Here is a 19,461-nt window from a genome sequence, read left to right as displayed (position 1 = left end):
AGCTTTTAGTATTATTTTGTTGAAGTTTAGTGAACTTTTGAGGTTCGTTTTCGGCAATGGTAATTAACCGTGCAATTGTATTAATGTTTTTTTCTTTGAGTTCATCATTAATTTCCTTCCCTTCGGGAAGGGTTAGGGATGGGCTTGTGTCTGATTGTTGAACTAAATCGTTAATCATTCCTTGTAATCCCAATTCACGACCATCATCAGGAGAGTAAATACGAGTAATTCCGTAGTCCATCAATTCCTTGATTTCCTCTGGTAGAATTACTCCACCACCACCACCAAATATTTTAATATGTCCAGCTCCTTTTTCTTGCAATAAATCGTACATGTACTTAAAGTACTCGTTGTGTCCACCTTGGTACGAAGTCATAGCAATTGCATTTGCGTCTTCTTGAATAGCACAGTTTACTACTTCTTCAACGCTTCTATCATGCCCTAAGTGAATTACTTCAACCCCTGTAGATTGAATAATTCGACGCATAATATTAATAGCGGCATCGTGCCCATCAAATAGAGAAGCTGCGGTTACAATTCGTACTTTGTGTTTAGGTTTATAGGGAGTTATTTGTTCCATTCGTAAATTGTCTTAATTTTCGGGTACGCAATTTACGGAATTATAAAAAAATAGCAGGATGTTTTGAAAACTATAAATAATTAAGAAAAGCCCATCTTTTTCGAGTAGATATATAATCTAAATTATGTTCGTTTTGATAAGCTTCTCGCTCAAAACTTAGGTTTTTATATGCTAAAGATGTTTTTCGATACATCAATAATCGAATAAACCACTCTAAAAAATAAAGAATATAAAAAAATACAATTAAGAGTTCTCGCTGTTGTTTTAAGTGAATTTTCTCATGATTTATCAAAACAGGATTCCCTTTTAAATCTTCTCGTTTTAAAAAGATAAAAGGATATAATGTCATTCCAGAAAATCCTTTTGGTATTATATGTTTTGATATAAAAATCATAAATCTGTTTATGCAATAACTAGTCAAAGGTACAATTTATTGTTAGGATACAAGAGTAAATAAAATGAGGACTGAAAAATTTATGCTTTTTAAAACTCATTTTTTTAACTGTATAAACTTATATTTGTGCAAACTTCAAAGAAGATGGATATTTTAACACTAAAATATAAGAAGAGGATTGAAGCTCAGTACCACAGAGCAGATATTCGTTATCCATAGTTTTTTCATTTTTTTACGCTTATCAACAACTTATAATTAACAAGTTTTCAGTTTTTATTGAAAACTCAAAAACGTATAAAATGACTTTTAAAGAACAAATAAAACAAGGGATTCCAACAACATTACCTCCAAAGCAGGAGTATGATACTACCATTAATCACGCGCCAAAACGTAAAGAAATTTTAACTGACGAAGAGAAGAAATTGGCTTTACGTAATGCATTGCGTTATTTCGATAAAGAACATCACTCAGCATTATTACCTGAGTTTGCTGAAGAATTAGAAAAGTACGGACGAATTTATATGTATCGTTTCCGTCCAGATTATAAAATGTACGCGCGTCCTATTGATGAATATCCAGGGAAATCAGAGCAGGCAAAAGCTATTATGGTAATGATTCAAAATAATTTGGATTATGCAGTAGCGCAACATCCACATGAATTAATTACCTACGGGGGTAACGGCGCGGTGTTTTCTAACTGGGCGCAATACTTATTAACCATGAAGTACTTATCAGAAATGACAGATAAACAAACCTTGGTAATGTATTCAGGACACCCAATGGGATTATTTCCATCACATAAAGATGCTCCAAGAGTGGTAGTTACAAATGGTATGATGATCCCGAATTATTCAAAGCCAGATGATTGGGAAAAATTCAACGCCTTAGGAGTAACACAATATGGTCAAATGACGGCGGGAAGTTACATGTATATAGGTCCACAAGGAATTGTACATGGTACCACTATTACTGTGTTAAACGGGTTTAGAAAAATAGGAAAATCGCCAAAAGGAAACTTATTTGTTACTGCTGGTTTAGGAGGAATGAGTGGTGCGCAACCAAAAGCAGGAAACATTGCAGGTTGTATCACAGTTTGTGCTGAGGTGAATCCGAAAATAACGCAGGTTCGTTTAGATCAAGGTTGGATTGATGAAAAAATCACCGATTTAGATGAATTAGTAGCACGTGTTCGTAAAGCAAAAGAAAACAAAGAAGTAGTTTCGTTGGCTTACTTAGGAAATGTGGTGGATGTTTGGGAGAAGTTTGCTGAAGAAGATGTGTATATCGATTTAGGTTCAGATCAAACATCGTTACACAATCCTTGGGCAGGAGGTTATTATCCTGTGGATGTGTCGTTTGAAGAATCAAACGAAATGATGGCGAATAATCCGGAGTTATTCAAAGAAAAAGTACAAGAAACCTTACGTCGTCACGCAAAAGCGATTAATAAGCACACAGAAAAAGGAACGTATTTCTTTGATTACGGAAATGCCTTTTTGTTAGAAGCAAGTAGAGCAGGTGCGGATGTAATGAATCCGAATCCGACATTAGGGAGAGAGTTTAAGTATCCTAGTTATGTACAAGATATTATGGGACCTATGTGTTTTGATTATGGTTTTGGTCCTTTCCGTTGGGTATGTACTTCAGGAAATCCAGAAGATTTAGCAAAAACAGATGCGATTGCTTGTAAGGTATTGGAAAAGATTATGAAAAAATCTCCTGAAGAAATCCAACAGCAAATGGCAGATAACATTCAATGGATTAAAGGAGCGCAAGAAAATAAGTTAGTTGTAGGTTCACAGGCACGTATTTTATATGCAGATGCTGAAGGACGTATGAAAATAGCGGAAGCTTTCAATAAAGCAATTAAGAAAGGAAAAATAGGTCCAGTAGTCTTAGGTCGTGACCACCATGATGTTTCAGGAACAGATTCACCTTACCGTGAAACTTCAAATATTTACGACGGATCTCGTTTTACTGCAGATATGGCAATTCATAATGTAATTGGAGATAGTTTTAGAGGAGCTACTTGGGTTTCTATCCACAATGGAGGTGGAGTAGGCTGGGGAGAAGTAATTAACGGTGGATTTGGCATGCTTCTTGATGGTTCTAAAGATGCATCAAGACGCTTAAAATCAATGCTTTTCTGGGATGTGAATAACGGAATTGCAAGACGTAGTTGGGCAAGAAATGAAGAAGCTGTTTTTGCTATTAAACGAGCAATGGAAGTTGAAAAAAAACTAAAAGTTACGCTTCCTAACATAGTGGATGATGCATTGTTAGAGAATATGTAAATCCGAAGAAAATGAAAAAAATAAAATTACTAGTATTACCAATTATCGCATTATTGGTAACTTCATGTAGCTCAGTAAGAGTAACAACTGATTATGATACACAAACTGATTTTAATCAGTACAAAACATTTGCGTTTTATAAAACAGGAATAGACAAAGCTTCAATTTCTGATTTAGATAAGAAACGTATTATGCGTGCTATTGAAGCAGAATTGATGGCAAAAGGAATGACCAAATCTGCGTCACCAGATGTTTTAGTGAGTTTGTTTACAAAATCTCGTGAGCGTATCAATGTAAACGATAATTATTATGGAGGATTTTATTATCCTTGGTATTATGGACCAAGTCCTGTAACAGTTTCTCAATATACAGAAGGAACGTTGTTTATTGATTTGTTAGACGCTAACAAAAAAGAGTTAGTATGGCAAGGAATAGGAACGGGAGCTTTAAGTACAAGTAGTGTTGAACGTAAAGAAGCTCGTATTAAAGAATTTGTAGCAGAGATAATGGCGGAATATCCTCCAAATGTTAAGAAGTAAAATTTTATTTTAAGGTATATATAAATACGTTAAGCAGGAATGTAAAACCTGTTTAACGTATTTTTTTTATGATATTTGTAGTATGAGAAAAGAGATATTAAAACCTACTCCTGATGAGTATTATACAAACGAACAGGGGTATAGAGTTTTTAAAGAAGCGTACCATTTACGACGCGGATATTGTTGTAAAAGTGGATGTAAGCACTGTCCGTATGGATATGATAAAAATACCGACAGCTTCAAATAAATGTGACAATAATTAGTTTATTGTTTCTAATAGAAAAAATCAAACAAGTAAACATGAAAAAAATTACAGTATTCTTTATTGCACTAACTTTTATGGGATGTGCAGAGTTACAAAAAGTAGTAAATCAATTACCACAAGGAGGAGTGTTAACACAAGAGCAGATAGGTAACGGTTTACGTCAAGCTTTAGATAATGGTATTCAACATCAGGTAAGTAAATTAACAGCTACTGATGGTTTTTATAAGAATGACTTGGTAAAAATCTTGTTGCCAGAAGAATTACAAGCGGTTGATAAGGGATTACGCAGTATTGGTTTGGGTAATTTAGCTGATGAAGGTTTAAAAGCAATTAATAGAACTGCTGAAGATGCTGTAAAAACAGCGACTCCAATTTTTGTAAATGCGGTGAAGGAAATTACATTTAATGACGCAAAGAATATATTATTAGGAGCAGATAATGCTGCAACTTCTTATTTAGAAGGAAAAACAACGTCTGCATTATATGCTGAGTTTAATCCAGTGATTAAAAACTCATTTTCTAAAGTAGGTGCTGATAAAATTTGGTCAAACTTAATAACGAAATACAATAGTATTCCGTTTGTTAAAAAAGTGAATCCAGACTTAACAGATTATGTAACTACGGAAGCTTTAGAAGGTGTTTTTACCATGATTGCTGTTGAAGAAAAAGGAATTCGTGAAAAAGTAGGATTACGTGATACTCCTTTGCTACGTCAGGTATTTGCGTTGCAGGATAAAAAATAAAATTAGAAAGCTCTTGAGAAATCAAGAGCTTTTTTGTTGTTGGTAATAATTAAAATAGGAATTTTCCCCATTTTAAATCTTGATTAGTTTTTATATTTCTGTAAATCAAATATTTGTGTATATTTATAATCCGCTTAAATTTTAATATAATGTCAAGAATTAATCAATTACGAAGATATCGAAAGCACTTGGAAGAAAGATATAGCAGGTTGGTTGAGACGGCTAATGATTATAAATATGTTGATGAGTGTAAAAGCGATCGATCAGCATTTAAAGCAATGAAAATATTGGAAAAACTAAATAGAATTAAATATTTAGATGAAGATATGCCGTCAAATACTGTCGTGTAATTGTTTAAAATAATCAAAAGCCTTTAATAACCTACTACCGTACCAAGAAAAGTACTCGCCATCGACCAAAATAGGTGTGCTGTTGCTTGCGTGCTCTTTTATTTCAGCAGTATGTTTTTCTTTAAAAGGAAAAGGTTCTGAAGAAAGTAAAACGAGTTCTGCTTTTCTTTGTTTTGTGGTTTCGAGAGTAACTTCAGGATAGCGTTCTAAATCACTGTAAATATTTTCAAACTTGTTGAGTTCTAATAAGTGATTTATAAACGTGTTATTTGCGGCAACCATCCAAGGATTTTTCCAAATAAAATAAGCTACTTTTCTGCTTTTCCTATCGTGAATAAAATTTTTAAAATCGATTACTTTTGATTCTAATTCATGAACCATTTTATCAGCTTCTTTTTGTTTGTCAAAAAAGCTTCCATATAAAGAAATAATATCAATAGCGTCAGCAAGTGTAAAGATATCAGAAACGTGAGTGTATGCTATTTGTTGGCAAGCCTCAACTATTTCTTTGGTATTTTCTTCCTTATTACATAAAATAATATCAGGCTGAAGTTCTTTTATTTTTTCAATCTTGATGTTTTTTGTACCGCCAACAATGGTTTTTGTTTTCGTTAAGTGATTAGGGTGGATACAAAACTTTGTAATACCAACGATATGTTCCTCCAGTCCTAAATCAACCAAAAGTTCTGTTTGACTAGGGACTAAAGAAATAATTCGAGTATATTTTTTTGGATTGTTCATTACACAAAAGTAATGATTCGAAGCTACTATTTAACTCCCATTAACTCTTGAAAATCTTTTTTGTAGCTTTTGCTAACTCTAAAGGTTTTGTTATCGTTGATTTTTACGTCGGTTTCACCGTAGTTTGAAGTGATAATTTCGTCAATAAAATTAGAGTTGATTATGGTAGATCTATGAATTCTAACAAAAAGATTAGAGTTTAGTCTTTTAATAATACTTGATAAAGATTCTCTTAGTAGGTATTTTTTATTGTCGGTAGTAAAAATTTCTACATAATAACCTGAAGCAGATATGTACTTGATTGAATTACGTTCTAAAAAGATTATTTTATTACCAGATTTAATATTAATCTTGGTTCCTTTTACAGGTGTTTCAATAGGAGTACTTTCTTTTACAAGTCCTATTATATTGTCGAGGTTATTATTAAAGTTAGATAATTCAACTATTTTTTTATAATTAATTACCTTTTTAATAGAAGCATAGAAACGATCTTCTTCTAATGGTTTTAAAAGATAGTCGAAAGCAAAATAATCGAAAGCTTTTACAGCATATTCGTTTGATGAAGCTGTAAAAATAAATATAGGCTTTTGAGGCAAAGTGATTTTTTCAATAATATCAAAACCAGTCATATCATTGATTTTTGTGTCAAGATAAATTACATCAGGTGATAAGGTGTTGATTTTTTCTATAGCATCTACACCATTAGAACATTCCCCAATAATTTTTATAAAACTATACTCACTTACTAATTTTTTAAATCTAGCTCTAGCGGTCTTTTCATCATCAACGATTAAAATCGATATCTTCATTACATTCTGTTTTCTGAGATACTATAACAATCAAATCAAGGAGTTCCCTAACTTAAATACCGTTGATTATAGTTAAAATTTTATTAAAGCCAGAGTTGTTTGTTAAAAGTCAAGATGTTAATTGTTAAAAATGCTTGAGGGGGTACCTTATTTATTGATTATTTAGGAGAATTTATTCAATAAAACAATGTAGAGAACCTCTTCAGAGGTTGATAAATAAAGAGATTTTGAAAAAATTAACAATAATTAACAAGTGGTGTTTAAGTGGTTTTTACTGCTTACTTCTTAAAAATGTTTTTTCACATCAAATAAAAAGATGTCTACTTCAAATAGGTGCAGACAGAAACTTATAGCCTTTAGTTTTACAAATGTTAATTAATAAAAATTTAATAATTTATGAATCTACATTTAAGAAATGTGATCTGTGCATTATTCTTTTTCAGTTTTATACTGAATGTGAGTGCACAGGAAAAGAAAATCACCGGTGTAGTATCTGATAGTTCAGGTCCTTTACCAGGTGTAAATGTAATTTTAAAGGGTACAACCATAGGTACTGAGACAGATTTTGATGGTATGTATTCTATAAACGCTAAACAAGGAGATGTTTTAGTGTTTACTTTTGTTGGAATGAAAGCCGCAGAAAAAACTGTTGGATCAGGTTCTGAACTTAATGTTTTAATGCAAGAAGATTCTAATTTATTAGAAGAGATTGTTATTGTTGGGTATGGAACTAGCTCTAAAAAAGATTTAACAGGATCTGTAGCAACAATTGGAGTAGAACAATTACAAGATAAGCCAGTAGCTAATGTGACTCAGGCTTTACAAGGTAAAACTTCAGGGTTACAAATTGTAAGTACAGGAGGTAGAGCAGGTGATGCTACTCAAATTAGTATTAGAGGTAACGGTTCTTTAAGTGCATCAAACAATGCATTATATATTATTGATGGTGTTCCGCAAGAAGACATGTCTGGAATTTCTCCTGAAGATATTAAAAGTATAAGTATTTTAAAGGATGCTGCTTCTACTGCTATTTATGGTTCTAGAGCTTCAAATGGTGTTGTTTTAATTCAAACAAACAGAGGAGGGTATCAACAAGATGTTTCAGTTTCTTTTAACACTTCTTATGGTTTCCAAAATATTATAAAAAGACCAAGTTTGTTAGATGCTCAAGGGTATAAGCAAGTATTAGATGCTGCAAGAGTAAATTATATGGATGATATTGCTTCTGGAGCTTTAGACGCACCAAAAGATCCTACAATTTTAACTCCATTACCTAATAGTCCTTATAACACAGATTGGTTAAAGTTAGTGTTAAGAGAAAACGCAGCTGTTAAAAGACACCAATTTAGTATTTCAGGAGGAGGAGAAAACACTAGAGCATATTTATCAGCTTCTTTATACGACCAAGAAGGTATCATAAAAGAAGATACTTACAAAATCGGACGTGTAAAATTAAATGTAGAGCAAAAAATGAATGACTACATAAAGTATGGAGTTAATTCTTTCTTCTCTTATTCTGAAGCAACTCCATTTGCTGATGATAATAGTACATATCAACCATATTCAAGAGCACTAGGAGCAAGACCAGATGTTTCTCCTTATGATGCAGATGGAAAAATTGCTGTTCACAACTTTGTTAACCCATTGTTTGCTTTTGAAAGACAAGTAACGGATAAGTGGCAAAACTTAGGAGGAACATTATTCTTTGATGTAACACCAATAGAAAGTGTTGTATGGCACTCTGCTTTTAGTGGTAATATTAGAAGTAATAGATATAACAGATATGATGCTCCTAACACAAGAAGAGGGTTGAATGGAGATGGAGTACCTACAGGATATGGTTTGTATAGTACAGAAAACAATAGAGATTACTTAATTGAAAACACTGTAACTTATACTGACAAGTATGCAAATGACAAGTTAAAGTTAACTTTATTAGCAGGTCATTCGTTCCAACAATGGGATTACGAAAGTGCTTTTGTGGCAGGTGAAAATTTCCCGTCAAGTGATTTAAATTGGTTAGTTTCTGCAGGGGAAATTAATCAAGGAGAAAGTTTTTTTAGATCTATGGCGTTAGAGTCGTATTTTACAAGATTACAAATGTCTTGGGATTCTAAGTACCACTTTATGGTGTCTACAAGATATGATGGGTCTTCAAAGTTTACAAAAGAAAACAGATGGGGTAGTTTCCCAGCGGCATCTTTAGGATGGACTATTTCTAATGAGAAATTCTTTAATGTACCTGCAATTACTGAGTTAAAAGCAAGAGCTTCTTTTGGATATACTGGTAACCAAACAGGTATTTCTTATGCTTCTGGACAAAGTTTAATTGGTTCTGGTGAAAATTATGATCAAGCTCCAGGTTTAGCGGCAACCAATATTTTTAACCCTGACTTAAAATGGGAAAAAGGAGAAGCTTTAAACTTAGGTTTAGACATTACCTTATTTAATAGAATTGATGTTAACTTAGATTACTATGAAAAAGAAACTCAAGATCTTTTAAGTAGAGTTAATGTACCGCAAGAAAGTGGATTTAGAACTATGTTAGCTAACGTTGGTAATATTTCAAATAAAGGTTTTGAAGCTAATGTTAATGCTAGAATTATTGAAAAAGAAGATTTTAAATGGAACTTCGGTGCTAACTTTTCATACAATGATAATAAAGTATTAAAGGTAGGAGCTGAATCAGGACAATACACAACAGGATTTGCCTCTATTGTTAAAGAAGGAAGCTCTTTAGGTTCATTCTTTATCTTAGAATCAGCAGGCGTAGCTTCAGAAGCTTATACTTATAAGAAAGCTGATGGTACAGATGGTCAAACAGTGGCAGCTGGAGATATGATTTATGTAGATCACAATGGTGATGGACAAATTACTGATGCTGATAAAAAAGTATTTGAAGGAGGTATTGCTCCAATCTACGGAGGTTTTAACACTTCTGTTGAATACAAAGGTTTTGATTTATCAATTAGTGGTCAATACTCTTTAGGTAAAAAAGTATATGCACTTTTCAAGGAAGACGGATTGAACGGAGGAGCAGTTGGAGCACCATCTTATTCTGAAAACATGTTAACGGAAATGTTAGATTATTGGACGCCAACAAATACGAATGCTTCTAACCCAAGACCACATTTATCTTCTGAAATTTCTGCATGGAACACTCAAAGATCTACAAGATACTTAGAAGATGCTGATTATTTAAGAATTTCAGATATTACTTTAGGATATAATTTTGACTTCTTAAAAGATTCAGATGTTAAATTCATTAAAAGTTTAAGACTTTATGCTCAAGTAAGAAACCCATTTACATTTACTAAATATTCAGGAGCAGATCCAGAAGTAAGTTATGTAGATCAAGCAGCACAAGGTAGCCAAGATAGAACAGACGGAAGTAAAATTGGAGCTGGAGTTGATTTAGGAGGTATTCCAAACGTGAAATCATTCTTGGTAGGATTAAACGTTAAATTTTAATAATAAAATACGATGATTAAAAAAATTTCAAAAATACTTTTCATAGGGTTATTTGCGGCGTTAACAACATCTTGTAGCGATCAGTTAGATATACCTTCTGAAGCATCTCTAGACGCAAATTCAAGCTTAGCAACAGAAGATGTAGATAAATTATTAACAGGGTTATATAAAAAGATGAGACACCCTAATCAGTATGGTTATTTCGCGATAATGAATACTGAAATTATGGGAGATAACTATAAGCCAGTTAAATTTCAATGGTTTCAAGTACAGAACTTTTACGAAAATAAAGTTCCTGCAAGTGATATTTTATTAAGTTATTTTTATGCAGATTATTATGCAGGTATCGATAGAGCTAATACTATATTAAAAGTACCTTCTGCAAATGAAGCTCAAAAAGGAGCAGCACGTTATAACAGAGCTTTAAGTTACTTAAGACTTTATGATATGTTTGAAAGAGTTCCTTTAGTAGATGAAAGTTATGATAGAACACCTATTGCACCTTCTTCAAAAGAGGATGTGTTAAACTTTATTGTTGAAGATTTAAAATACGCAAAAGAAAACTGTGTAAGTTTTAATGGACTTAGTTTGTTAGAAAGTCAAAAAACTCCTACAAAAGAAGCAGCATCAGCTCTTTTAGCAAGAGTTTACAGAGTGCAAGGTAATATTTCAGCTGCAGGAGCAGAAGCAGAAGAGTTAATTACATCAGGTAAGTTCTCTTTAGCAGCAAACCCTTTAGAGAGAGATTCAGAAGTTATCTTTATGTTTAAAGGTAATAAAGCAGAAGAAGTTGGTTCTTGGGGTTGGATTATGAGTCCTATGGCAAAAGATTGGAACTGTTTTGCAGCAGCTGATGATTTAACAGCATTAGTAAAAGGAGAAGATACTCGTGAAATCTTATTTGACTTTGCTGGTAAAGATGATAATGGAGGTTATATTTACTCAAATAAATATAAAAGAGCAGATGACTCAGATTTATTAGTATCAAGAATTGCTGAAATGTATTTAATTTCTGCAGAAGCAGGTAATACTGCAAGATTAACAGAATTACAAACAGTAAGAAAGTCTTCGTTAACATTAGCTGAAGAAAGACGTTTAGAAATGTCTTTTGAGTGGACAAGGTGGCAAGATTTGAAATTAGAAGGAAAGGCTTCTTATGTTTTACCTTACCCAACTAGAGCGGTTGATTCTAACCCATTACTTCAATAATAAGTAAAATAGATCTTCCCTTAAACAGAAAAGAAGGCTGAGAATTAATTCTCAGCCTTCTTTATTTTTAAAATATAGCTTTCTTAAATCAAAAATCAAGTCATTCAAATCAAAGTTGTAAGTATGGAGTATTAAGCTTAATACTTTTGCACCACTTTACATCAAACTTTGTTTTCATTGATGTAATTATTTGAATTAGTTATAAAGCCAAGGAGTCATTAACCTTGGCTTTGTTTTTATTTTAGAATATTTTCCATTTGTTGTTGTAGCTCTTTAGCTTTAGCAGCAGCAGCTTCAGCAAAATCACTTTTATTAGAAGCATAAATAATTCCACGAGAGGAATTAATTAGCAGGCCTACAGTGTCAGTCATTCCGTATTTACAAACCTCTTCTAAGCTTCCGCCTTGTGCACCAACTCCAGGAACTAATAAAAAGCTCTCAGGAATAATTTTTCTGATATCCGCTAAATATTCAGCTTTGGTAGCGCCAACCACATACATCAAGTTTTGTGAGTTTTTCCAAGATTTTGAGACTTCAAGAACTTCTTTGTAAAGTTCTTTATTATTGACGTTTAGAGTCTGAAAATCAAATGCACCTTGGTTAGAAGTTAAAGCCAACATAATGGTGTGTTTATCTTTAAAAGCTAAAAAAGGCTCAACAGAATCTTTTCCCATATATGGCGCAACTGTTACTGAGTCAAAAGCTAAATCTTCAAAAAAAGCTTTGGCATACATAGTTGAAGTATTACCAATATCACCACGCTTAGCATCAGCAATGGTAAAAATTTCAGGATATTTTTCGTTTAAGTAATTAATCGTTCTTTCAAGAGATTTCCACCCTTTAATTCCATAAGCTTCGTAAAAAGCAGTATTCGGTTTGTAAGCTACACAAAGATGGTGAGTAGTATCAATAATAGCTTTGTTAAAGGCAAAAATAGGATCTTCTTCTTGAAGCAAATGAGCTGGAATTTTGTCTAAATCAACATCCAGTCCAATACATAAAAACGATTTCTTTTTTTTAATTTCAGATACAAGTTGTTGTGTTGTCATGTGTTGTAGTAAAAGTTAGGCAAAAGTACATAAATTTAGCAGTTTCTGTTATCTTTGTTATATATGTTTCAATATATAGTTAACAAAATTTTTTACGGATTACTAACACTGTTCGGGGTGGTTACGGTAATTTTTTTACTGTTTAACATCTTACCTGGAGATCCAGCTCGTATGATGTTAGATCAGAGAGAAGATACAGAACAATTACAAAATATTCGAAAAAAATACGGATTCGATAAACCTGTATTTACGCAGTATTTGTATTATTTGAATGATGTGTCTCCGTTGTCGTTTCACAGTAAAAATGCTGATAATTATACTTTCTTATCAGAGGGTAAATACAATGCTACATCGTTGTTTTCTGTTGGAAATACAGAGGTGGTTATAAAAACACCCTATTTACGTCAATCATTTCAAAAAAATGGAAAAAATGTTTCCGAAGTGATTAAAGAAACCTTACCGAATACAGCAATTTTAGCGGTGGTAGCCATAACTATCGCACTGTTTTTAGGAATTATTTTAGGAGTTTTTTCCGCTTTATTTAAAGATACTTTTTTTGATAGATTCATAGCAATCATAAGTACTTTAGGAATGAGTGTTCCCTCATTTTTTTCGGCAATTTTATTTGCTTGGTTTTTTGGTTTTGTATTACATAAGTACACAAGTTTAGAAATGACAGGAAGTTTGTATGAAGTTGATGATTTTGGTGAAGGAATGCATATTCAGTGGAAGAATTTAATATTGCCCGCAATAGTATTAGGTATTCGTCCGTTAGCAGTAGTAATTCAGTTGATGCGAAATTCATTGTTAGAAACCTTAAGTCAAGATTACATACGAACCGCAAAAGCAAAAGGCTTAACCATGTATCAAGTAATTAAAAAGCATGCGTTGAAAAATTCGTTAAATCCGGTAATTACAGCGATTTCAGGTTGGTTTGCTTCTATGTTGGCTGGAGCGGTTTTTGTAGAGTATATTTTTAACTGGAATGGATTAGGAAAAGAGATAGTAAACTCGCTAAACACACTAGACTTACCTGTAATTATGGGAGCTGTTTTAGTAGTAGCTACGTTATTTATTATCATAAATGTTTTAGTAGATATTTTATATAGCTGGTTAGATCCAAGAATAAGATTGCAATAAAATGAGAATATTCTATTTATTAATTAGCATAATTTTTTTATCAAGTTGTGCTGCTTTTCAACCAAAACATTTTACAACCGAAGCCTTAAAAGAAGAATTATTGACCTTAGAACGTGAGTCAATTTCTTTTCAAGAGATTTTAGACCAAAATCAAGGAAAGAAACTCTTTGTACAAATCTTTGCTACTTATTGTCCTTACAGTCAACGTAGCTTTAAAGATGTGCTTTTATTTCAGAAGCAAAATCCAGAATTTGAGTATGTTTTTTTATCAGTAGACCATTCATACCATGATTGGAAGAGAGGTTTAGAAAGCATTCCTGTTAAAGGGCAGCATTACTATATTCAAGAGAAAGGAAAAGGAGAGCTTGGGAAATTTTTAAAATTAAAAACGATTCCGAGATTTTTAGTAATTGATGAAGATAGAAATATCAAGGTATTTAAGTCATCGAAGGTGTCGGATAAATTAATTCGTTAAAGCCTAGAAATAATGTAATTTTGCAAACAGAAAATCAATAACCAGAAAAAAAGAATAAACGTGAGACAAAAAATAGTTGCAGGTAACTGGAAGATGAATAAAAACCTTGATGAAGCTAAAGTATTAATCAAGGAGCTTAAGAAAGAATTGAAAGATGGTTTGAGAGAAAACAAGAGAGTTGTAATAGCTCCTAGTTTTGTAAACCTGCACTATGCAGCTAAAAAGACAAAAAAATCGTCTATCGAAGTTGCTGCTCAAAATATGCACCAAGCAACAAGCGGTGCTTTTACAGGTGAGGTATCTGTTGATATGTTAACGAATATTGGTGTAAATATTGTAATTCTTGGACATTCTGAACGTAGAGAATATTTTGGTGAAACCGACGAATTATTAGCAGAAAAAGTAGATGCAGCTTTAGCAAACGGATTAGAAGTGATTTTTTGTTTTGGTGAATTGTTAGAAGATAGAAAATCAGGAAATCATTTTACTGTGGTTGAAAGCCAAGTAAAAAAGGCTTTGTTTCACTTAAAAGAAGAGGCTTTTAAAAATATCGTCTTAGCGTATGAACCAGTTTGGGCTATTGGTACAGGAGAAACTGCTACCCCAGAGCAAGCGCAGGAAATACATGCTTTTGTAAGAGAGCTTTTTGTAAAAGAATACGGAAATAAAACAGCTGATGCTATTTCAATTTTATATGGTGGTAGTGTAAAACCATCAAATGCAGAAGAGATCTTCTCTAAACCAGATGTAGACGGTGGTCTAATTGGCGGAGCTGCTTTGAAAGCTGAAGATTTTGTTTCAATAATTAAATCAATTTAATGGATAATATTTATATAGAATATACTTTTGAAGTAACGCCAAAAGAACCAGCTACTGAAATTTTAATAGCTGAGTTAGGAGAACTTGGATTTGAGAGTTTTGTTGAAAATGATAATGGAGTTATAGCGTATATTCAAAAAGAAGAATGGAATTCAGAGGTTTTAGATAACGTATTTGTTTTAAATTCTGAAGAGTTTTCTATTCAATATGATTTCAAAGAAATAGAACAAACCAATTGGAATGAAGAATGGGAAAAGAATTTCAATCCTATTCAGGTAGATGATTTGGTAAGTATTAGAGCGCCATTTCATGAAAACCCGAATTTGCCATACGATATTGTTATCGAGCCAAAAATGAGTTTTGGTACAGGGCATCATGAAACTACACACATGATGGTACAACATTTGATTAATTTAGATGTTGAAGGTAAAAAAGTGTTAGACATGGGCTGTGGAACGGGGATTTTAGCAATTTTTGCCGAAATGAAAGGAGCACAACCTATTGATGCTATTGATATAGATCCTTGGTGCTACGAAAATTCGTTAGAGAATGTAGAAAGAAATAATTGTAAACATATTTCAGTATATGAAGGAGAAGCTTCGTTGTTAGAAGGTAGAAATTACGATGTAATTATTGCAAATATTAATCGTAATATTTTATTAAATGACATGAAAACCTATACTGATTGTTTAAATGAAGAAGGAGTTTTATTATTAAGCGGATTTTACAGTGAAGATATCCCAGTGATTGATAATGAGGTTTCTAAGTATGGTTTAACATTAAAAAATACCATAAAAAGAAATAATTGGGTAGCTTTGCAGTATCAAAAATAAAACCAATGAGTACGATAGAAAAAATTCAAGAAGAGCTTGATGTCTTATTGCAAGGAACAACAGAGCATGAAATTGTTTTGTACAATGATGATGTAAATACTTTTGATTTTGTAATTGATAGTTTGGTCACCGTGTGTGATCATACATTAGAACAAGCAGAGCAGTGTACTATTTTAGTGCATTACAAAGGTAAATGTGCTGTTAAAACAGGAGAATACAAAGATTTAGAACCAAGATGTTCTAAATTATTAGAATTAGGCTTATCAGCAGAGATAGTGTAAGAATGGAGAACGTTTTTAGGTATTACGAATTTTCAGATTTTTTTATAGATAATTCTGGAACATTTCAAGAAAATGATATTTGTTTTTCAGAATTAAATGAGCAGCATTTTTTAATTTTTGAAAAACAAACTAAAGATACTGAGTTAACTTATAATTTATACGTGTCTAAATTCAATTCAAAAAAAGAAATAGGGCAAAAGCCACCAGAAATACTTGAGTTGTTGGTTGACAATTACGACAAATCTATTCCCGAACATAGAATAGTGTTAAGAAAATATTTGTATTAAATGTATAGTAGAAAAACTCAAAAAACTTTTTTTGAGTTTTTTTATGCGCTTTATGTGACGAGATAAGAAAAAGAGTGTCATATATAATGTAAGCACATGAATAGAAAAAGTAAAAGACTTTAAAAATAGTAGTAGTTAGTTTTTATACTAAGTTTGGTTAGACGAAAAAGGCCTTGAACACTAGTTCTTGGTCTTTTTTAATTAAACGTTATTTTTTCTAAAAAGGTTAAAGAGATCTATTAAATCAATGAAAAATAACGTATCTTTAGTAAGCTAAAATAAAAGCCTATGTAACATCATTTTCTTTATATCCACGAGCATAACCATAGAGGTTTTATGCTAAAAGCAACTTGGGCTTGTTGTGGTTAATAACCAAGTTAATTTAAAAAGTATCAATTATAATTTATAAAGAAAATGAAACAAGGAATATTAAAAGCAGTTTTTATATTATTCATAGGTGTAAACTTAGCATTAACAATAAACAAAAAGCACTTAACAGAGCCAAAAAAGGTAGTGGCTACTTTTAACGGGTACGATGAAAATGGGTATACCTTTTCTTTTTTGAATGAAGATGATTATGAGGAAGCAATTACTTTTGAAACCGTATCAGAAAAGATATTAAGTGCTTGTAATTTAAACGATAACAAATTTATAGATCAGGAGTTTGAGATTACCTACGATTATCAAATTACAGATAGTGATGATGAAATTGAAGTTCCTGTATTACAAACAATAAAATTAATAGAATAATTTATGAGTATAGTAGATTTATACGAATCAAGCAAGCACAGAAACAATGTAGCACATTTTAGCGCGATAGTTAATTTAGCTATGGTAGATGGTGATTTAAATGAAGACGAAGAAAAGTTAGTGAATCGTTTTGCAAGGAAATTAGATATTACAGAAACAGAATATAAGGATATAGTAGAAAACTCTAAGAAATATCCAGTACAACCACAAGCAAAAACAGACGATAGGCTTGAGCGATTACTAGATTTGTTTAAAATAATTTATTCAGATCACGAAATAGATGAGCCTGAGTTAAAATTAGTGTTAAAGTACGCTATTCAGTTAGGTTTTTCACAAGAAACTGCTGAAGAAATCATTTTCAAAACTACTAAGATATTTAGTGGTAAAATAGATCTTGATCAGTATAAATCGATACTAAAAATTTTATAAGAAACTAAAAATCCCATTCTAAAAAGAATGGGATTTGTTTTTAAAGTAATTGTAGATCGTGTAATTTAAAAATAACTAAATCTTCATCATCTACATCATCAAAAATTTCTTTATAAGTTATTTCAAACTTTTTGTTTTTAAAGGCTGATGATTTTAAATCAAAATGCTCAAGATTCTTTTTATTAATTTGTTCAAAATCGATAATATCACCATTTTCCAATTCAAAAACGTAATAGCCGTTTGTATATCCTTGATACACGCCGACTAAGGTAACTGTTTGTTGTGAGTTGTAATATGCCATTACTATTAGCGTTTACATCATAAACATTTCGTCGTCTTCTATAAAGGTTTTAAGTTCTAAAGTATATCCGTTAGGGTCTTTTATAAAGAAGGATACATGTTCTCCGTGTTTATCTTTTAAAAACGTTTTTTTTACGCTGTGATCTGATAACCAATAATTAACTCTGTCGTACATTTCTTCCCATACATCACTATTTACAATTACACCAAAATGAAAAGTAGGTAGCGCATGGTTTTCAAACTGGTAGTCAGGATAATCAAATTTAAATTGATCAACTAATACAAAAGTTAGTTGATTATTAAAAAGATTAATATCTACCCATTCATTTGTTGCTCTCCCAACACTAAAACCTAATTCGTCAGTGTAAAATTTTACCGTTTCCTCAATACTTAAACAAGGAAGTGACATGTGAAATGTTGGGTTCATAACTGGTTAATTAATCATTGTCGAAATTATCAGACACTTCAATTTCATCAAACTCATCATCTCTATCATCGTCATCATCATCATCCGAATCATAATCTTCCATAGTTTGCTGTAATTGAGAACTGATTTTTACCAAAAACAAGGTATCATCAGTACGAACTTCTACAGCTTTTACGGTTTCTCCTTTACTGTTTTTAAAAGAGATAATGTCTGAATGATCGTATCCGTCAGGATACTTTTCTACCAATAAATCCAAGATATCGGTAGTTAACTTTGAATAGTCTACAATAACTCGCTTCATGCTTTACATATTTAAAAGGTACGCAAAAATTAACGGAGCAACAATAGTTGCATCACTTTCTATAATATATTTTGGAGTATCAATGTCTAATTTACCCCAAGTAATCTTCTCGTTAGGTACTGCACCGGAATATGAACCATAACTAGTTGTCGAATCAGAGATTTGACAGAAATAGCTCCAGAAAGGAGTGTCTTCTCTTTCTAAATCTTGGTATAACATCGGCACTACACAAATAGGGAAATCTCCTGCAATTCCACCACCAATTTGGAAGAATCCGATTCCTTTTTCTGAGTTGTCAGTGTACCAATCAGCTAAGAAAGTCATGTATTCAATTCCAGACTTCATAGTTGATGCTTTTAACTCTCCTTTTACTACATACGAAGCAAAGATGTTACCCATTGTACTATCTTCCCATCCTGGAACTACGATAGGTAAGTTTTTTTCTGCAGCAGCGTACATCCAAGAGTCTTTTAAATCGATTTCGTAATACTCTTCTAAAACTCCAGATAATAATAACTTGTACATGTATTCATGAGGAAAATAACGCTCACCAGCTTCTTCTGCATCTTTCCAAATTTTGAAAATATGCTTTTGTAAGCGACGGAAAGCTTCTTCTTCAGGAATACAAGTATCCGTAACACGGTTTAATCCTTTTAATAATAAATCCCATTCGTCTTGCGGAGTTAAATCACGATAGTTAGGTACTCTTTTGTAGTGAGAGTGAGCTACTAAATTCATGATATCTTCTTCAAGGTTTGCACCTGTACAAGAAATGATATCAACTTTCCCTTGACGAATCATTTCTGCAAAAATCTTTCCTAATTCTGCAGTACTCATAGCTCCTGCTAGAGATACTAACATTTTAGATCCTTGCTCTAATTGTGCTTCGTACCCTTTAGCGGCATCTACTAATGCAGCAGCGTTAAAGTGTAAGAAGTATTTTTCTATAAAATTGGTTATAGGTTTGTCCATTTT

23 protein-coding genes are annotated in these 19,461 nt (G+C 32.2%); 14 read left to right on the top strand and 9 right to left on the bottom strand.

What is annotated here, in order from left to right; all coding sequences use genetic code 11:
- Together OU788_RS03915 and OU788_RS03910 are read right to left on the bottom strand one after the other, a co-directional pair.
- Positions 1–580, bottom strand: a 580-nt coding sequence (locus tag OU788_RS03915; protein ID WP_274633948.1) for a cobalamin B12-binding domain-containing protein, incomplete at its 3' end; no start/stop codon positions are given.
- Between the two features lie 70 nt (positions 581–650).
- Positions 651–974 (bottom strand): hypothetical protein, encoded by a 324-nt coding sequence (locus tag OU788_RS03910; RefSeq protein WP_274633947.1) that lies wholly within the window; start codon positions 972–974, stop codon positions 651–653.
- A 299-nt stretch (positions 975–1,273) separates the two neighbouring features.
- Between OU788_RS03910 and OU788_RS03905 the strand changes: the two genes are divergently transcribed.
- From OU788_RS03905 to OU788_RS03890, 4 genes are all read left to right on the top strand, one after another.
- Entirely contained in the window at positions 1,274–3,268 is a 1,995-nt protein-coding gene (locus OU788_RS03905; protein ID WP_274633946.1) for a urocanate hydratase, read from the top strand.
- Between the two features lie 11 nt (positions 3,269–3,279).
- Entirely contained in the window at positions 3,280–3,807 is a 528-nt protein-coding gene (locus OU788_RS03900; protein WP_274633945.1) for a DUF4136 domain-containing protein, read from the top strand.
- Positions 3,808–3,889: 82 nt separating this feature from the next.
- Positions 3,890–4,054: a DUF5522 domain-containing protein gene (locus OU788_RS03895; protein ID WP_274633944.1), complete on the top strand. Its 165-nt coding sequence runs from the start codon at positions 3,890–3,892 to the stop codon at positions 4,052–4,054.
- 53 nt (positions 4,055–4,107) lie between these two features.
- A complete protein-coding gene (locus OU788_RS03890) occupies positions 4,108–4,815 on the top strand; it encodes a DUF4197 domain-containing protein (protein ID WP_274633943.1) in 708 nt (235 codons plus the stop codon).
- A 332-nt stretch (positions 4,816–5,147) separates the two neighbouring features.
- On the opposite strand, the gene OU788_RS03885 is transcribed toward OU788_RS03890, so the two are convergent.
- Complete coding sequence (locus tag OU788_RS03885) at positions 5,148–5,906, bottom strand: ABC transporter substrate-binding protein (RefSeq protein ID WP_274633942.1); 759 nt, start codon at positions 5,904–5,906, stop codon at positions 5,148–5,150.
- A gap of 26 nt (positions 5,907–5,932) precedes the next feature.
- Positions 5,933–6,715: a LytR/AlgR family response regulator transcription factor gene (locus OU788_RS03880; RefSeq protein ID WP_274633941.1), complete on the bottom strand. Its 783-nt coding sequence runs from the start codon at positions 6,713–6,715 to the stop codon at positions 5,933–5,935.
- Positions 6,716–7,111: 396 nt separating this feature from the next.
- On the opposite strand from OU788_RS03880, the gene OU788_RS03875 reads away from it, so the two are divergent.
- Together OU788_RS03875 and OU788_RS03870 are read left to right on the top strand one after the other, a co-directional pair.
- The gene (locus OU788_RS03875; RefSeq protein WP_274633940.1) at positions 7,112–10,186 is read left to right on the top strand and encodes a SusC/RagA family TonB-linked outer membrane protein; all 3,075 of its coding nucleotides are present in this window, start codon (positions 7,112–7,114) and stop codon (positions 10,184–10,186) included.
- Between the two features lie 12 nt (positions 10,187–10,198).
- Positions 10,199–11,395, top strand: coding sequence for a RagB/SusD family nutrient uptake outer membrane protein (locus tag OU788_RS03870; protein ID WP_274633939.1), 1,197 nt, complete (start codon positions 10,199–10,201; stop codon positions 11,393–11,395).
- 236 nt (positions 11,396–11,631) lie between these two features.
- On the opposite strand, the gene pyrF is transcribed toward OU788_RS03870, so the two are convergent.
- Complete coding sequence (gene pyrF, locus OU788_RS03865) at positions 11,632–12,444, bottom strand: orotidine-5'-phosphate decarboxylase (protein ID WP_274633938.1); 813 nt, start codon at positions 12,442–12,444, stop codon at positions 11,632–11,634.
- Positions 12,445–12,507: 63 nt separating this feature from the next.
- Here pyrF and OU788_RS03860 point away from each other — a divergent pair, with 63 nt between their 5' ends.
- The 8 genes from OU788_RS03860 to OU788_RS03825 all read left to right on the top strand — a co-directional run bounded on the left by OU788_RS03860 (position 12,508) and on the right by OU788_RS03825 (position 17,458).
- Positions 12,508–13,584, top strand: a complete 1,077-nt coding sequence (locus tag OU788_RS03860; protein WP_274633937.1) for an ABC transporter permease — start codon at positions 12,508–12,510, stop codon at positions 13,582–13,584.
- Between the two features lies 1 nt (position 13,585).
- The gene (locus tag OU788_RS03855) at positions 13,586–14,059 is read left to right on the top strand and encodes a TlpA family protein disulfide reductase (protein ID WP_274633936.1); all 474 of its coding nucleotides are present in this window, start codon (positions 13,586–13,588) and stop codon (positions 14,057–14,059) included.
- A gap of 60 nt (positions 14,060–14,119) precedes the next feature.
- Positions 14,120–14,878, top strand: coding sequence for a triose-phosphate isomerase (gene tpiA / locus OU788_RS03850; RefSeq protein ID WP_274633935.1), 759 nt, complete (start codon positions 14,120–14,122; stop codon positions 14,876–14,878).
- Positions 14,878–15,711, top strand: a complete 834-nt coding sequence (gene prmA, locus OU788_RS03845) for a 50S ribosomal protein L11 methyltransferase (protein WP_274633934.1) — start codon at positions 14,878–14,880, stop codon at positions 15,709–15,711. Before tpiA ends, prmA begins: the two co-directional genes overlap by 1 nt.
- A gap of 5 nt (positions 15,712–15,716) precedes the next feature.
- Positions 15,717–15,992: an ATP-dependent Clp protease adaptor ClpS gene (locus tag OU788_RS03840; protein WP_120186442.1), complete on the top strand. Its 276-nt coding sequence runs from the start codon at positions 15,717–15,719 to the stop codon at positions 15,990–15,992.
- Positions 15,993–15,994: 2 nt separating this feature from the next.
- On the top strand, positions 15,995–16,279 hold the full coding sequence (locus OU788_RS03835; protein ID WP_274633933.1) for a hypothetical protein: 285 nt from the start codon (positions 15,995–15,997) through the stop codon (positions 16,277–16,279).
- A 414-nt stretch (positions 16,280–16,693) separates the two neighbouring features.
- Complete coding sequence (locus OU788_RS03830; RefSeq protein ID WP_274633932.1) at positions 16,694–17,029, top strand: hypothetical protein; 336 nt, start codon at positions 16,694–16,696, stop codon at positions 17,027–17,029.
- Positions 17,030–17,032: 3 nt separating this feature from the next.
- A complete protein-coding gene (locus OU788_RS03825; RefSeq protein ID WP_274633931.1) occupies positions 17,033–17,458 on the top strand; it encodes a tellurite resistance TerB family protein in 426 nt (141 codons plus the stop codon).
- Positions 17,459–17,498: 40 nt separating this feature from the next.
- On the opposite strand, the gene OU788_RS03820 is transcribed toward OU788_RS03825, so the two are convergent.
- From OU788_RS03820 to OU788_RS03805, 4 genes are read right to left on the bottom strand one after another with little or no spacing between them, the layout of a single operon-like run.
- Positions 17,499–17,759 carry a hypothetical protein gene (locus tag OU788_RS03820; RefSeq protein ID WP_028890625.1) on the bottom strand — a complete coding sequence of 87 codons (261 nt, stop codon included), beginning with the start codon at positions 17,757–17,759 and terminating at the stop codon, positions 17,499–17,501.
- A gap of 12 nt (positions 17,760–17,771) precedes the next feature.
- Positions 17,772–18,185, bottom strand: coding sequence for a VOC family protein (locus OU788_RS03815; protein ID WP_274633930.1), 414 nt, complete (start codon positions 18,183–18,185; stop codon positions 17,772–17,774).
- A 10-nt stretch (positions 18,186–18,195) separates the two neighbouring features.
- Positions 18,196–18,486 (bottom strand): hypothetical protein, encoded by a 291-nt coding sequence (locus tag OU788_RS03810; protein ID WP_274633929.1) that lies wholly within the window; start codon positions 18,484–18,486, stop codon positions 18,196–18,198.
- Positions 18,487–18,489: 3 nt separating this feature from the next.
- Positions 18,490–19,458 (bottom strand): deoxyhypusine synthase family protein, encoded by a 969-nt coding sequence (locus OU788_RS03805; protein WP_274633928.1) that lies wholly within the window; start codon positions 19,456–19,458, stop codon positions 18,490–18,492.
- Between the last annotated feature and the right edge of the window lie 3 nt (positions 19,459–19,461).

The organism is Tenacibaculum sp. L6 (genome assembly GCF_028823685.1).
Lineage (GTDB): Bacteria > Bacteroidota > Bacteroidia > Flavobacteriales > Flavobacteriaceae > Polaribacter.
Note: the sequence above shows the minus strand (reverse complement) of the source record. Positions and strands in the feature narration are given on the sequence as shown.

What these genes read in the sequence shown, in the direction of transcription:
- OU788_RS03910 (WP_274633947.1), bottom strand. Translation starts at nt 974, where the DNA reads ATGATTTTTATATCAAAACATATAATACCAAAAGGATTTTCTGGAATG.
- OU788_RS03905 (WP_274633946.1), top strand. Translation starts at nt 1,274, where the DNA reads ATGACTTTTAAAGAACAAATAAAACAAGGGATTCCAACAACATTACCT.
- OU788_RS03900 (WP_274633945.1), top strand. Translation starts at nt 3,280, where the DNA reads ATGAAAAAAATAAAATTACTAGTATTACCAATTATCGCATTATTGGTA.
- OU788_RS03895 (WP_274633944.1), top strand. Translation starts at nt 3,890, where the DNA reads ATGAGAAAAGAGATATTAAAACCTACTCCTGATGAGTATTATACAAAC.
- OU788_RS03890 (WP_274633943.1), top strand. Translation starts at nt 4,108, where the DNA reads ATGAAAAAAATTACAGTATTCTTTATTGCACTAACTTTTATGGGATGT.
- OU788_RS03885 (WP_274633942.1), bottom strand. Translation starts at nt 5,906, where the DNA reads ATGAACAATCCAAAAAAATATACTCGAATTATTTCTTTAGTCCCTAGT.
- OU788_RS03880 (WP_274633941.1), bottom strand. Translation starts at nt 6,715, where the DNA reads ATGAAGATATCGATTTTAATCGTTGATGATGAAAAGACCGCTAGAGCT.
- OU788_RS03875 (WP_274633940.1), top strand. Translation starts at nt 7,112, where the DNA reads ATGAATCTACATTTAAGAAATGTGATCTGTGCATTATTCTTTTTCAGT.
- OU788_RS03870 (WP_274633939.1), top strand. Translation starts at nt 10,199, where the DNA reads ATGATTAAAAAAATTTCAAAAATACTTTTCATAGGGTTATTTGCGGCG.
- pyrF (WP_274633938.1), bottom strand. Translation starts at nt 12,444, where the DNA reads ATGACAACACAACAACTTGTATCTGAAATTAAAAAAAAGAAATCGTTT.
- OU788_RS03860 (WP_274633937.1), top strand. Translation starts at nt 12,508, where the DNA reads ATGTTTCAATATATAGTTAACAAAATTTTTTACGGATTACTAACACTG.
- OU788_RS03855 (WP_274633936.1), top strand. Translation starts at nt 13,586, where the DNA reads ATGAGAATATTCTATTTATTAATTAGCATAATTTTTTTATCAAGTTGT.
- prmA (WP_274633934.1), top strand. Translation starts at nt 14,878, where the DNA reads ATGGATAATATTTATATAGAATATACTTTTGAAGTAACGCCAAAAGAA.
- OU788_RS03840 (WP_120186442.1), top strand. Translation starts at nt 15,717, where the DNA reads ATGAGTACGATAGAAAAAATTCAAGAAGAGCTTGATGTCTTATTGCAA.
- OU788_RS03835 (WP_274633933.1), top strand. Translation starts at nt 15,995, where the DNA reads ATGGAGAACGTTTTTAGGTATTACGAATTTTCAGATTTTTTTATAGAT.
- OU788_RS03830 (WP_274633932.1), top strand. Translation starts at nt 16,694, where the DNA reads ATGAAACAAGGAATATTAAAAGCAGTTTTTATATTATTCATAGGTGTA.
- OU788_RS03825 (WP_274633931.1), top strand. Translation starts at nt 17,033, where the DNA reads ATGAGTATAGTAGATTTATACGAATCAAGCAAGCACAGAAACAATGTA.
- OU788_RS03820 (WP_028890625.1), bottom strand. Translation starts at nt 17,759, where the DNA reads ATGGCATATTACAACTCACAACAAACAGTTACCTTAGTCGGCGTGTAT.
- OU788_RS03815 (WP_274633930.1), bottom strand. Translation starts at nt 18,185, where the DNA reads ATGAACCCAACATTTCACATGTCACTTCCTTGTTTAAGTATTGAGGAA.
- OU788_RS03810 (WP_274633929.1), bottom strand. Translation starts at nt 18,486, where the DNA reads ATGAAGCGAGTTATTGTAGACTATTCAAAGTTAACTACCGATATCTTG.
- OU788_RS03805 (WP_274633928.1), bottom strand. Translation starts at nt 19,458, where the DNA reads ATGGACAAACCTATAACCAATTTTATAGAAAAATACTTCTTACACTTT.